Annotated in this window: 9 protein-coding genes and 1 pseudogene; all 10 read right to left on the bottom strand. The window is 47.3% G+C overall.

The genetic code is table 11. The annotated features are described in order from the left end of the window. Positions 1-36: 36 nt before the first annotated feature. Positions 37-1,308, bottom strand: a complete 1,272-nt coding sequence (locus NST84_RS01025) for a mechanosensitive ion channel domain-containing protein (RefSeq protein WP_342563825.1) — start codon at positions 1,306-1,308, stop codon at positions 37-39. 72 nt (positions 1,309-1,380) lie between these two features. Next, on the bottom strand, positions 1,381-2,094 hold the full coding sequence (locus tag NST84_RS01020; RefSeq protein WP_342563824.1) for an Ig-like domain-containing protein: 714 nt from the start codon (positions 2,092-2,094) through the stop codon (positions 1,381-1,383). A 253-nt stretch (positions 2,095-2,347) separates the two neighbouring features. Beyond that, complete coding sequence (locus tag NST84_RS01015) at positions 2,348-7,600, bottom strand: S-layer homology domain-containing protein (RefSeq protein WP_342563823.1); 5,253 nt, start codon at positions 7,598-7,600, stop codon at positions 2,348-2,350. 527 nt (positions 7,601-8,127) lie between these two features. After that, positions 8,128-9,045, bottom strand: coding sequence for a VOC family protein (locus NST84_RS01010; protein WP_342563822.1), 918 nt, complete (start codon positions 9,043-9,045; stop codon positions 8,128-8,130). 12 nt (positions 9,046-9,057) lie between these two features. Continuing rightward, a pseudogene (locus NST84_RS01005) lies at positions 9,058-9,204 on the bottom strand (VOC family protein); the annotation flags it as partial. A 251-nt stretch (positions 9,205-9,455) separates the two neighbouring features. Then, entirely contained in the window at positions 9,456-10,925 is a 1,470-nt protein-coding gene (gene gtfA / locus NST84_RS01000; RefSeq protein ID WP_342563821.1) for a sucrose phosphorylase, read from the bottom strand. A gap of 26 nt (positions 10,926-10,951) precedes the next feature. Further along, the gene (locus NST84_RS00995) at positions 10,952-11,908 is read right to left on the bottom strand and encodes a sugar kinase (protein WP_342566315.1); all 957 of its coding nucleotides are present in this window, start codon (positions 11,906-11,908) and stop codon (positions 10,952-10,954) included. Between the two features lie 8 nt (positions 11,909-11,916). Then, complete coding sequence (locus tag NST84_RS00990; protein ID WP_342563820.1) at positions 11,917-12,339, bottom strand: DUF3237 domain-containing protein; 423 nt, start codon at positions 12,337-12,339, stop codon at positions 11,917-11,919. A gap of 49 nt (positions 12,340-12,388) precedes the next feature. Beyond that, positions 12,389-13,186 carry an alpha/beta hydrolase-fold protein gene (locus NST84_RS00985; protein ID WP_342563819.1) on the bottom strand — a complete coding sequence of 266 codons (798 nt, stop codon included), beginning with the start codon at positions 13,184-13,186 and terminating at the stop codon, positions 12,389-12,391. Next, the gene (locus tag NST84_RS00980; protein WP_342563818.1) at positions 13,187-14,137 is read right to left on the bottom strand and encodes an alpha/beta hydrolase; all 951 of its coding nucleotides are present in this window, start codon (positions 14,135-14,137) and stop codon (positions 13,187-13,189) included. Positions 14,138-14,142: the final 5 nt, after the last annotated feature.

Below are 14,142 nucleotides of genomic sequence, written 5' to 3'. Positions count from 1 at the left end.
TTACTCATATCGCAAGCTGCATTGCAGAATTCTGGATTAATGATTATTTGACAGGGGAATGATCGTTTGAAGCTCCGCTTTCTCTTTTAGATGAACAATATCATGGCCGGTCGGATTCTGGAACACCCGCAGCCCGAAGGTGGGGATAACCGCAAAAATATGATCAAAAATATCCGCCTGCACCGACTCATACACCCCCCAGGTGGTATCATTGCTGAATGCGTAGATCTCAAGAGGCAGCCCGTTATCACCCGGAGCCAGCTGGCGGACGAGCAGGGTCATATCCTTATGAATTTTCGGATGATTCCGCAGGTATTCCTGAATGTAAGCCCTGAATACGCCGATATTCGTGAGCTGTCTTCCGTTCACATTGCTCTCCATATTCACTTGATGCTCAATATTATAGGCCTTGATCTCGCTTAATTTCGCTGTTACATAATCACTGAGATAATGGATTTTCTGAAACTCATCAATCATTTCCCGGGTGCAAAAGCACACGCTGCTCGTATCAATATATACGCTCCGTTTGATCCGTCTGCCGCCGGACACCTGCATGCCTCTCCAGTTCCTGAAGGAGTCCGAAATGAGGGCGTAGCTGGGAATCATCGTAATCGTTTTATCAAAATTCATGACCTTCACGGTGTTCAGGGTAATGTCGATGACCTCACCGTCCGCATTATATTTGGGCATTTCAATCCAGTCGCCCACCCGCACCATGTCATTGGAGGACAGCTGGACGCCCGCCACCAGACCCAGTATGGAATCCTTAAAGATCAGCATCAGCACCGCTGACAAGGCGCCCAGCCCGCTAAGGATGATCAGCGGATTTTGTCCGATCAGATTTGCGATTACCACAATAGCACCGATGATGAACAGAATGATTTTGGCAACCTGAATGTAGCCCTTAATCGGTCTGATCCTGGAGACATCAAAGGTACGGTAAATCGCATCAACCGCATCAAGCAGCGCATTCAGTACCGTGATCGTTACGATAATCATATAGGTCATTGCCGCTTTTTCAATCAGAGACTGATATAACGGAAAAATAGCAGCCGAGTAGTAGATAATGAAGGCGGGCGCCAGATGGGACAGCTTGTGGAACACCTTTTTCTCCAGAATAATGTTATCCCACGTGTACCGGTTGTTATTGATGATGTGAATGATGACCCGCAGCACCAGCTTTTTGACTACAAAATTAGCCAGTACACAGAGCAGCGCTATAAAAGCAACCATGATTAGATTCGAAAGATAATCCAGCATCACCCCGCCTACACCAAACTCCGCCAGCTGATTTTTAATAAAAGCCATAGTTTCCTCCTGTCTAGAAGCATTGGCCTATCATTATAAAGGAGTATTGGAGGTTAGGCAAAAATCGGGGATTTAACTTTCAGATTTGTACAATATAAAAATATGCGTTCCAAGCTGCCACATTGCCATGCTGTCTGATTGGGTTTCCTTAAAGCTGAATTCAAGAGTGCCGCCCTTCATTTCTACAGTTCCTTCCCCGCTGTTCCCCCAGCCGTCATCCGTATAGGAGAAGCTTCCCTTGCCGTTCTTCAGTGTTGTCTTGATTTCAACATCAGCTATCCGATTGGATGGAGGAGCACTAACGGCAAAAAAATGTCCGGTCAACACATGATTATCGAAACTCTTGAGTTTAAAATAAACGGCACCCTCTGTTAACAGCTGTTCTTTTGGCTTTTTAATATTCTTCTTTTCCACCCACAGCCCTGTAGTGAGTTTTACTGCACTTGAATCCACCTTGATTACAGCATATGTACTTTTTCCGCCCGAGCTGGCATATATAATGGCCTTCCCCGGGCTGACAGCTGTTACAAGACCGCTCATATTTACTGTTGCTACCTGAGTATTGGCCGAGGAGTACGCAATTTTTACATTGCTGTCTTGTGGTAAGGTGACTACGTCCGGTTTTAACTGATAGGTCTGTTTCGGCTTTAATGCTCTTGCCGGACCTGCTACTGATATTGAGATTACTTTTAAAGTCTGATCTGCATAAATTACGGGTGTTGAATAGGGAACAAGGACTACAAAAAATAAGGATAAGATGGCTGCCAGCAGAACTTTTTTATCCATTATCATAGTAAAGCTCCTCTCCGTTCATATTTGAATAAATTACCTAACAAAATGGACCGCAACTCCACTATATGAGCAACGTTGCCTTCATATCTACGAATGTGGTCACAGTTTTGATATCCCCTAATTTTAGTTATCCCGGATAAGCAAAAAAGGGAGCACCGCTTATCGGTGCCCCCTCATTTCTGCTGTCAACGCTTCATTTCACCTGACACAAACAGCATTTAAAGTGGAGATTCTAAAATCAGCTGTCCTACAGCTCCAGACCCAGATCAAGCACGATATTCAGCATCCGCATAATAATCGTTACCGACTGATTGCGGGTAGCTGTATCGTTCGGTGCAAACTTACCATCGCCCATACCGGATACGATACCTGCTCTGCTAAGCTGCTCAATACTGTCTGCAGCCCAATGATTGCTGAGATCCGAGAATTGCGCTGCGCTGGCAGGTGCACTCATATCCAGTACACGGGCCAGGATTGCAGCCATCTCGGCGCGGGTGATCTCCTGGTTAGGATTGAACTTGCCGTTCCCGGCACCGTTCACGATACCTGCACGTTGTAATCCCGTGATATAGGCATCTGCCCAATGACCCTTAGTGTCAGAGAAGGAGCCTGCTGCTCCTGTCGTATCAATGCCCAACGTCCGGACGATCATCGCAGTGAATTCAGCCCGGGTTACTTGATTTGATCCCTTGAACTCGCCGTTAAGCATACCTTCGACGATGCCAAGCTGTGAAGCTAAACGGATTGCTTTTGCTGCCCAATGCGTTTGTGGTACGTCTGAGAAGCTGACCGGCTGATTTGCTTGCAGTGCCTGCTGCAGCTTAGCCTTAGTCTGCTCTGCGTTCACAAGGGTGCTCTTTAAAATCGGCTTCTCCGGAGTAGGTGTCTGCACTGCAGAACCGGTACCTGTTCCTGAGCCCGCTGCAGGGCCCGGGGTTGGTGTCGGAGTAACCGGGTTTGATCCTGGGTTTGATCCCGGAATAGAGACCTCTTGTGTCGTCACCGTAATCTTCAGCTTCGCAAACTTCCCTGCACTGAACACGAAGGTCAGGACATCACCATTAGACAGTGTTGCCAAATAGCTTCTCTTGATTGTAACCGTCTGTTTGCCATCCGGCGTTACAGTATCCAGGCTGTAGTCGGTATCAGCAAGTGCAGAATCGCCTTTTTTGATCCCGGTAAGCGTGTTGCCGTTTAATGTCACCGTTACCGTGAGGTCAGCGCCCGCGTTCGTATAGTACGTTGCCTCTGTTACAGAGAGAACAGAATTCTCTGCCGGGGTAACGTCAGCTTCTGCAGTGTAGTAGATGTTAGACACCGGAAGCTGCATGTTCTGAACCTCATCCCGGATGTCTTCACCCAGATAAAAGCTCAAATGCGCCGGCTGGTTGTACATAGCGTTCTGAGAGTTAGCGGCCAGGCGGTACTGCGGATCATGCATCAGCGTGTAGATTACATTATCCGTTGGAATGTCCGTCGTGTAGATTCTCAGCGCATTATTGTCATCGGTGCGGACAAGCACTTCATCACGCCAGTCACCGAATATATCGGCAATCAGGCCCGGATTCGCCTTGGTCCCGTTGTTGGAATAGGTTCCGGTCAGGGTCTGCAGCGTTGTAAGCTCGCTCTGCCCAGTTGTCACATCATAGTTGAATTTCGTGATCGCTGGAGCGGCTGTTGAATTGTTGTTATCAGGCCCGTCAAAGAACTCGCTCAGCAGATCTCCATCCCAATACAGGATGAAGTTAACAGGCGCCTTGTTAGCAACGCCGATCCCGCCGACATCAGCAGTAATGACTTTGCCGTTCATAATATTGTACATAGGCGTCCCTATCGCCCACACCTCAAAGCCCGGTAAAGGAGTTACGTTAGCTGCAACGCCGCGTCCAACATCGCCTAAGTTCGCTGAATAGGTCCACACTGCCTCCCCTGTGGAACCGCGAACCAGCGTTACATTGTTTGGCGGACTGGCTTCATGCGGCTGGAAAACATAAATTTCGTTGCTGTCCGGTACCATCGTGGCAACATGCAGCGCGTCACCATGACCTCCGGCTACTGTACCTCTCGTTCCGTTGGTGCTCCATACAATCGTTCCGTCCTGATCAATTGTGATGCCGCCAAGGACAACCTCGTTATAGCCGTCAAAATCCAGATCAGCCACCTTAACATTGTGATTACCCTGATTGCTGCCGGCGTTCCAGTCAGCCAGCGTGAACGTCCAGATCTCCACTATTTTACCGTCAATAAACTGGTATGCCGCTACATACTGCGGGCCGTAGTGAGCGCGCACCTCAATAACGGTAGGATAAGGCTCTGCGCCATATTCGCCGTTCTTCGGCATATAGGCAACGGCTCCGTTGAAGCGGTCGCTGCGGTTATTGTTGTTATCGCCCCAGTTTGAGCTAATGCTGTACGGTGCAAAATAATCAACGGTATCAACCGGTTTGCCGGTTTCCCCGTTAAACACCGTAAAGGTTTCCGGACCAGACGCAACTCTGCCCAGCGCCGTATTGTTGACCTGATTATCCTTTGCCGGATTCTGAAGGCTGCCTACCCATACCGCTTCCGGGTCACCCAATACCCAAGCCGGAGTATCAGTCAGATCATCAATGGTACCGTCCGCTTTAGGCAGATAACCCCTGGTTCCGTCTGCTGTCTTAACTGAAAATTCCGCTTTTCCGTCCTGATCCAGATCATAGAAGTTAAATGCGCTGTGATGGGCGCTGGACACGATATTGATACCCAGGTTGATTCTCCATAGCAATTTCCCTTCAAGCGTATAGGCATCGAAAATGGTTTCCCCGGTATGCCGGTTTGCAAGACCCGGATCCTGGGCCTGGGACGGATACCATTTTACAAGAATCTCATACTGGCCATCATCGTTAATATCCGCTACAGATGTGTCATTGGCTGTGTAGGTAATCGGGTCGGCATTAGATGTCGCACCGTAAGCCAGAGCCGGGTTAGGACGATCAGCCGGTCTCTGAAGCGGAATATCTACATAATTGTTAGCCCACGCTGTTGCAGGCTTGCTCATCGAGCCAGTGTTTATAGTCTCTACTTCGTATCTGTCTCCGGTTTTACCGCCTGCATCCACATAATCCAGTACAGTAACCGGTGACGTGTTAATCTTATCGCCGTTTCTGTAGACATTAAAGGTTAAGCCTTTGTTGTATTCAGAGGACAGCAGGCGCCATGTCACAAGCACACCGTCGCCGCTGTTCACCGGAACGGCTACCACACCTCTGTCCAGCCACTCCATTGAGATCGGCTCCGCAGTAACCTTGTCTTTATGCCGGTTCTCGATGTACAGCTTCGCCTTTAATCCCATTCTGTTAACCGCTACGTCAGGAACACTGGTAAGTGTCCCGGCATAGGAAAATACGCCCTGTTTATCTGCCTTATAAACCAGATCTGCAGCCGCTGTAGACCATGGGGCTTCCGTTAAAGCCCAGGTTACGCCTACCTCGGCAGTTGTGCCGTCCGCGAGCTTAACCTTAACCGTTGCCGGCAGATCAAGCCCTGCCTCGTCAGTCACATCCCCGATGTATACGGTCTTGAACCAGCTCTCCAATGTATTGCTGTCTGCTGTTTCCGGAAGTACCGGCAAGAATTCATACGGCAGCACTTCGACTATCGTGTCCGCTGAAAGCTGTTTAGTAAAGAAGTACAAATTATCGACGCCATTATCCACTACACTCACGTTATTTCCGCCTGCACGCTCACCTGTAAGGACAAACGAGCTGATCTGGCTTCCTTCAAAAGGAATAGTCAGCACCGAAGGCACTGCTTCAGCAGCATCTCTTGGAACAAGGGAAACCGTAGCGAGCATTGTATCAAAATCAAACTCTACACCGACTGTATACCATGTATTCACCTCGTTATACGTAAACGCATGGTAACGGTCAGTACTCCAGAAGTTAGCCGGATTAGGCCCGGTCGGCCCTGGCAGGCTCCCTGCAAACGCACCTATTGTTCTTGCCCCGTTATAAGTACCTGTTCTTAAGCTAAGCAGAACGTTAGAACCGTCCTGGAAGCTCAGGTTAAACGTATTCTGCAGGGTGTTAACTGCCGGAACCTTCCAGTCTAAGTTAACATAGACCTTGCTGCCGGAAACGGCGTGAGGTAAATCCCCCTTACCGCCGCGGTTGCCTGAACCGGAAGCGTCAAACCGGAAATAATTATTAACCTGAGGAGCATCTTCTCTGGCAAGCGTATGGTAGGTACCGCCTGCAAATATCCATAGCGGAGCTTCTCCGCCAGCGGCAAAGTTACTCCCGAATTCCTGTGTGTATCCCTCCGCCAACAGTGCAGAAAAGTCCGGAGCCGGCTCAGTAACGGAAGGAACATATTTAACCTTGATCGGCACACTGCTCTTGACCGAGCTGTCCATAACGGATACAGCCGTAAGAGTGGCCTCGCCTGCACCGACCCCCGTTATCGTTACACTGTTATCCGGATTTACCGTTATCGCAGCAATCTTCTCGTCACTGATCGACCATGTAAACGTCCGGTCTGTTGCATTAATAGGCATTACAACCGCGCTGAATGTGGCTGAATGCTTATCGGCAAGAGAACCTTCCCCATATTCCAGATTGGCAGTAGAAGCCGGAGATATTGTTAACTCACCTGGGTTAATAACCGGTTTAACGCCTCCGGTCGAAGCTGCCTTGAACAGGATATTGTCAACACGCATGCCATAGGTATCTTCATTCCAGTCAACACCTGTAACCGCGTTAAATCTTGCCCAGTTCTGTCCGCTTGCCCGGCTTGCACCGATGCTCAGGCTGGTCAGTTTATCGGAGCCTATGGCTATCGGCTGAGGCGTGGTATACACCCTTGAAGCGCCGTCAGTAACGCTGATTGTTGCCACTTGAGCCAGGAGATCAAGGCTCAGGGTCGCTGAAAGTTTGGTCAGTCGCGGCACGCCTGTTAGCGCAGTAACAGACGCTCCTGTTGCCGGAGCATTAGCCGCATTCATATTGCCGGCGTAATAGGATATGGTCGCCGGTGAGTCCGCATTTGTCCCGCCTCCGGCAGTCCGCAGCGTTACCACTTGATCCGTACCGTCATTAAGACGTACATCAAGCGAGTTGGCACTTGGACGGGTAATATCAGCCCACCAGTCAAAGGATACTTCAACCTGATCTTTGCCGGTCAGGTCATACTCACCGCTGTTTAAGGGAAGAGTCCACCAGTAGCTGGCTTGTTTGGCCTCATTTGAATCTGTATCAGATGGAGGCTGAACGCGGAGTGCCTTGTTAGATTCATAAACTGCTACCGTAACGGACCCGGGTCCTATGGTTGCCGGAGCGCCGGTTACAGTGCCTGTTAACTCGCCATCTTCAAAATCCAGTACACCGCCTACTTGTGTCAAAGCGGCAGCTGCAGTTGCGTTACCGCCGCCTTGCGGCGCACCCAAAACCGCAGAGGGCATCAGCATAAATGCCATAGAAACTGTGAGAACGACAGACATGTACTTTTTGAGCTTGCTCTTCAATACCTTCACTCCTCGTCGTAAAATCATGAAGCTGCCAAGTCCTGCTGAGAAAGCTTGCTCTCCGGTCCTTCATAATTAAGCGTTTTCAATATGAATTAGTATAAATGAATCGCTTTCGCTCCTGCCCCACCTCGCTTCTCTATAGATGTATTGGACCGAATCCAGATCTTCTTGCATCAGCAAAGATATGTCAGATTGTAAGCCCTTACAGATTCCCTTGTAAATCATGGCTACTGATTTCTATAGTCATTTTTGATTTTGTATCAAAAGTGAATGTTAAAAGCATAATGCTATCAATTTTAGCGAATATTTAGGATGTTTTCTGAAGTGAACCGTGACTCATCTCCCTCTTAACCATTTCCACTGATGCTTATTAGCTTATATTGGACTTTTTAGATCGTTTGATACTATTTTGAATTTCCGTTGAAAATGCTCCGGCGCACCAAAAAAGCGGTAAGAGTTCTACCTCCCGCCGCTTCTCATCCTTACTATATCATTTCCTCCGGTATACGACAGGTACTGTGCATCTACTCGCCATTATAAGCCCTATGCAAGGCTGCAAGATCGAACTTTTTCATCTGCAAAAAAGCCTTTGTAACCCGCTCCATTTGCTCAGGTGTTCCTTTTCCCAGCAGCTCATCCAGCGCAGAAGGAACAATCTGCCAGGACACGCCGAACTTATCCTTCAGCCAGCCGCACTGTTCAGCCTCCGGAACGGCAGACAGCCTCTCCCAGTAGTGGTCAATTTCCTCTTGCGAATCGCATTTCACCATAAAGGAGATGGCCTCGTTGAAGCTGAATTTATGCTCATGCGCGCTGTCCATTGCGGTGAACCACTGATTCTCCAGCATGAAGTCAGCGAACATAATCGTTCCTTCCCGGTCAGGCTCCGAGCCTTTGGGGTAGCGGGCGACCGATCCCTGCCGCGAGTTGCCAAATACGGATAAATAAAGAGACATCGCCTCTTCCGCCTTGCCGCACTGATCACCCACAAACAGAAACGACGGAATAATAGCCGGCCGCTCCTCGCCCTCCGGATTCGTAAGCATCAGCTGCCAGGACACACCGAATTTATCCTGAATCCAGCCGTACCGCTCACTGAACGGATATTTATCAAGCGGCATTAATGCTTGTCCGCCTTCAGATAATTTGTTCCAGACCTCATCTATTTTCTCAGCTGCATCCTTATCGCGTGACGGATCAAAATTAACGAAGAAAGAAACCGACGGGTTTAACTTGAAGTACGGCCCCGCACTGATCGCCATAAACTTCTGTCCCCATATCTCAAAAGAAACCTGATCACAGTCACCGGACGGCGTGTCATGAAGTTGCGTAACGCTAGTCACCTTAGATTCGGGGAAAACAGATGCGTAAAAATTAGCGGCTTCTACCGCTTCTTTGTCATACCATAGGTGCGGCACAATGGTCTGTTTTACTTTGGTCACAATCATTCCTCCTTAGTTACTTACATTCACCTGAAAAGTAACACCGAACCTGTCCTTTACAATCCCATACAAAGGGCTCCAATCCGTCTTCTGCAGAGGCATGACCACCTGACCGCCGTCACCCAGCGCAGCAAAAATCTCCCGCGCCTCCGTCTCCTCTGTTTCCATTAAAAACAAAATACGGGTTCAAACCGATTGACATCATGCTTCATCCCCTTTGGAATAAGTTGGTCAGTCAGCTTTATTATACACAAAATTTTAGGAAAATAAACGATTTTTGCGAACATATGCACCCCTAATTTTCAACCGCCACGTTCATCTCCAGCACATTCAATTTCCCTCCGTTCCAACAGCCACGCCAGCCAATAAAAAATGAAAAAGACACCCTCAAGGTGTCTTTTCTACCTAATTTATACCACATAACGGTTCTCCATACCGCTATCATCTACATACTTTATTACAGTCTTATTTGTATTTAAATCGATATTTAATTCGCACCAAGTCTTCTCTTTTTTCCAGGAGAGCCGGACTTCATCCTGAGGACACTCCGCTATGCTAAACTCTCCATTAAATGCATCATACTCATTTCTGAAACGAATCAGTTGCAGGAGCCTTTGCACCACATCCTTCTGAATTACCTCTTCAACCTCTTCCACAGTGAAGTTATGACGATTAATTTCACGTCCTTCTCCGGATTTCTTCACCGCTTCCATATCGTTCTCACCAGCTAAAAGTCCTACGTAATAGACTTGTGGTATCCCCGGCACAAAAAATTGAATGGATCGCGCGGCCAAGTAGGCGTCGCCATCATTGTTCAACACTGAATAGTAGGAGCAGCGGATCTGGTGAACATCAAAGCCATCACCCGACTTGTGCTCATCCGACAGAATCAAGCTTAAGTTCGAGCCTCTTCCGACACATACATCAACAAGCTTTTTAGCCTCTGCGGGATCGATCAGACCATCCATATCCGGCTTGACGGGAATACCATCATGACAATCGAGCATGGTAAACTGTTTGGCGGGTCTGTTTTTCAAATAACCGAATAGCTTTTCATTGGATTGGTTTATGAAGGTATCCAGTATCATGTATGGCAGAACGAAGTCATAAATCCAGAAACCGTGTTCAGCCAGTTTGTACTGGATGGAATAATGAGCATGAACTTCCGGCAGAAGTTCAATTCCATATGAGCTTGCCAGCTCCTTGATCCAATCAAGAAATTCATAAATTTCCGGTTCAACAAAAAAGCAGCTCGTTCCGAGTTTTTTGATAATATAGCCTACCGCATCCAACCGGACTATTTTCACATTGTGCTTGCTGAAGTTTTCAAAGAATAGCGAAAAAAGTTGTCTAACCTGATTGGAATGGATATCCAAATCAATCTGCTCCGAAGGATCACTCTTGCCAAAAGTCGTCCATACCGTCTCTTCCTCACCTGTGTCCGCAATCTTGAAGCTGGAATAGGGAAGGGGTCTGCGCAAAAACATTTTGCTGATATCCTCTTCAACGGGTTGTCCGTCTTCCCAGACCTTATCCAGAGTAATGAACAGATCAGCATATTCCGATTTTCGGCCCTTTTCTAAAAAGTCCTGAAAATACTTGGACTGCCTGGAAATATGATTGACCATCAAATCAACCAGCACATCGAAGGTTTCGCCGATCTCGTTAATATCCTCCCAAGTTCCGAATGCCGGATCGATCTCAAGGTAAGTAAGTGGAGCAAACCCCCGGTCTCCGGAGGATGGGAATGGCGGGAGAATATGAATTCCCCCTTTAAATATATCCGAGAAATACTTTATTAAAATATCATGGAGCGTTCTCAGATCTCCCCCCAAAGAGTCAGGATAAGTAATTAGCTGCACCTTGTTTTTTACCGCCATGCCCGTTCTCCTCTCCTGGTTATCCTCTATAAACTATACATTTGTTTTATTTTATCCAGCTTTGGCAAGTCTACAACAGCTCCAAGAAACTTCAGTTTATATGCGCTTACTGCAAAACCAAGGGTGATAGACTGTTGAAGGGTGTATCCTTTCACCAAGGCTGCATAAAAACCTGACCAGAATGCATCCCCTGCACCAGTAGTGTCCACAATCTGATCCGCCAGAGTATCGAATTGAATGGTTTCCTTACCGTTAGAGACAATAGCGCCTTCTTTTCCCAGCGTCATAACCACAAGCTTAGCGCCGAGCTTAAGAAATTTGTCTATCTGATTGAGGGGGTTGTCCTTCCCGAACAATCTTTCCGCGTCATCCTCGGAAGGTTTCACGATATCCACCTTTTTGATAAGGGATTTGATATATTCAATTCCGTCCTCATTCTTTTCCCAGAGCAACGGATGATAGTTTGGATCGAAGCAGATCAAAGAACCGGTTCTTTGAGCCTGATCGATAACTTTCTCTATGGTATGACGAACAGGAATTCTGGAAATAGGCCAGCATGAGAAATGAACAATTTTGGAGTTCTTTATGGCCTTATCCAGTTCATCTGTAAAGGATAAATAATAGTCAGCACCCCTATAGAATATCGGGACCGGGGTGCTTACGCTTTTAGTTACCATGACCATACTCGTGGAATAATCGACCTGTTGAATAAGGCTTGCATCTATGCCGGCAAATTGCATTTGATGGATCAAAAAATTCCCCAACGCATCTTTACCAACGGCAGAAGCAAGCTGAGAGTGTATTCCAAGTCGCCCCGTATTCATGGCAATGTTGGCCGGAGACCCTCCAAAGAACCTTTTATAGGTACCGGACTCGAAGTTATCGCCGTATTCATCAGAGATCATATCGATCAAGAGTTCACCAATGGCCAAGACATCATTCTTTCTATCTGTAAAAGTAAGCGTGTCTCCAAATTCAATCATCTTCACACCTATTTCAGTTTATATATTTTTATGCATACACTGGGCACTTCGGTTTGGCCCGCTTCCAGGCTACCTGCGAAAACCCCGCTTCTCAGCCAGTCGTACTTTCCATCCGTCACTTGAAACCGCGGTGTCGTTTGAATTGCACTATTGTGAATTCCAGAACTTAGATAGCCTTCATTTTCGATGGAGATATAGACACCGTCATCCGTTTGAAGCGCATATTTGGCAAATGCATGTGCCCTGCCATCATTTAGCGTAGTATTCCAATCATATCCTCCCGGAAGAATCCTTCCCTTGATTTCCGGCCCCGCAAAGCCTCCGCCGGTTATTGGAATTAATCTTAGGAATCCATTAGGGGTATTACCAACGTCCAAGGTTTCACCCAGTTCCACAGTAAGCTCCAGAACTAACTCCGCTTCAAGCAGCATTCGCTCACACGCCCTCCCAATGATTTGTCCAGCATAATATACAGATGGTTTAGCGAAGCATCCACTTGATGCCTTTCTCAATAAACTCATTCCAGAACACCCAATTATGGACTCCCGGAGCTTCAACATAGGTATGTTCAACCCCTTGTTTCATAAGGAAGCTATGATAATCCCGGTTTTCACTCAATAAAAAATCTTCTGTTCCGCAAGCCATAAATATTTTAGGAATGGTCGCATTGGCCCTTTTTAAACGGAGAAGTAATTCTTCAGGATCTTTATCGCTTCCCATGAGTTTGTTCAAATCTCCGAAGACTCTTTTATAGTAGTTATAGTCCGCAATTGCGTCCTTAAAATCAACAGGTATACCGGCAATATTCTTCGTGATTAATGCCGAAGACAAAGCTATGATTCCGCTGAAATTGTGCGAGTATTTTAATCCATTACGCAGCGCTCCAAATCCGCCCATGGATAACCCGCCTATAAAGGTATCCTCCCTCTTAGCGGAAATAGGGAATACGTTACGGGTAAATTCAAGGAGCTCGTTGCCCACAAATTCTGCATGCAATTCTCCTTTATCTGTATCGTCCAAGTAAAAATTATTTTCTCCGGAAGGCATGAATACAGCGATATTATGGAGCAGGGATAATTCTTGAATGTTGGTGCCGCCCACCCAATCCATGTGATTCCCGGAGTAGCCATGCAAAAGGTACAGTGATTTCATAGGTCCCCGCTCAATCATTTCCTGACCCGGAATCCCAAATGTATCTACCGGAATCAGGGCATTTAGAGAAACCAATCTTTTCAACGTTTTCGAGTAGAAATTCACTTGAAAAAATGCCACATCCATCTACTCCTTATTCGATTGTTTAAAAGCTTTTCTTAATACCTCTATGCATCCACTTCTAGCTTGCCTGCTGACTTCTGTATCGTTGAAGATGGCATCAAAACCATGGAAACATCCCGGATACAGATGGAACTCGACCGACACCCCGGCTTGCGCCAGTCTGGCTACGTAAGTTATGGTTTCGTCTCTGAAAGGATCCAACTGACCGATAAACGTATATGCCGGCGGCAGTCCTGTCAAATCTTCCGCTCTGCCTGGAGCAGCATATGGCGAAGTCACCGCTGCAGCGTCTGGGCCCAGATATAATTCCCAAGCCTTCAGATTACTCTCCCGATTCCACGCTTTCGGCATATTCTCTTCGTTAATTTCATAGCTTGACGAAGTTTCGTTGCGATCATCAAGCATAGGATACAGCGGCATTTGAAAAGCGATTTGCAGTCCACCCCGGTCACGCGCCAATAAGGACAACGCTGCGGTCAAGCCGCCTCCGGCACTGGCACCTGCAATGGCAATTCTTGAGAGGTCAATTTGACATTCTTCCGCATGGGCAAACACCCACTGTAAGCCAGCATAACAATCCTCTATAGCTGCAGGGAAGGGATGCTCAGGCGCAAGACGATAGTCAACGGAGATAACAACACACTGGCATTCATTAACCATGTATTCACAGAACCCGTCGTCTCCTTCAGGGCTTCCCAGAATATATCCGCCACCGTGCATCCAGTAAACTGCCGGCAGGATAGTTCCGTTCCTGTCCGCTGGTTCGTAAATTCTCAATAGCAGCTCAGATTCCGGACCTTGAATGTTCCTTGTCGTAATCTTCACTTCAGGAGAACGATCTGCAGCTGGCGGTTCCATTTTCCTGATACTAACTATATCTTCATTCAAATCAATCTTTGGGGCTTTGTTTAAAATCTCCAATAGTTCAGGTAATACTCTATTTTGATAGGACATCATCT

Origin of the sequence: Paenibacillus sp. FSL R7-0345 (assembly GCF_038595055.1) — a bacterium.
In the GTDB taxonomy this organism is placed as follows: domain Bacteria; phylum Bacillota; class Bacilli; order Paenibacillales; family Paenibacillaceae; genus Paenibacillus_AQ.
Note: the sequence above shows the minus strand (reverse complement) of the source record. Positions and strands in the feature narration are given on the sequence as shown.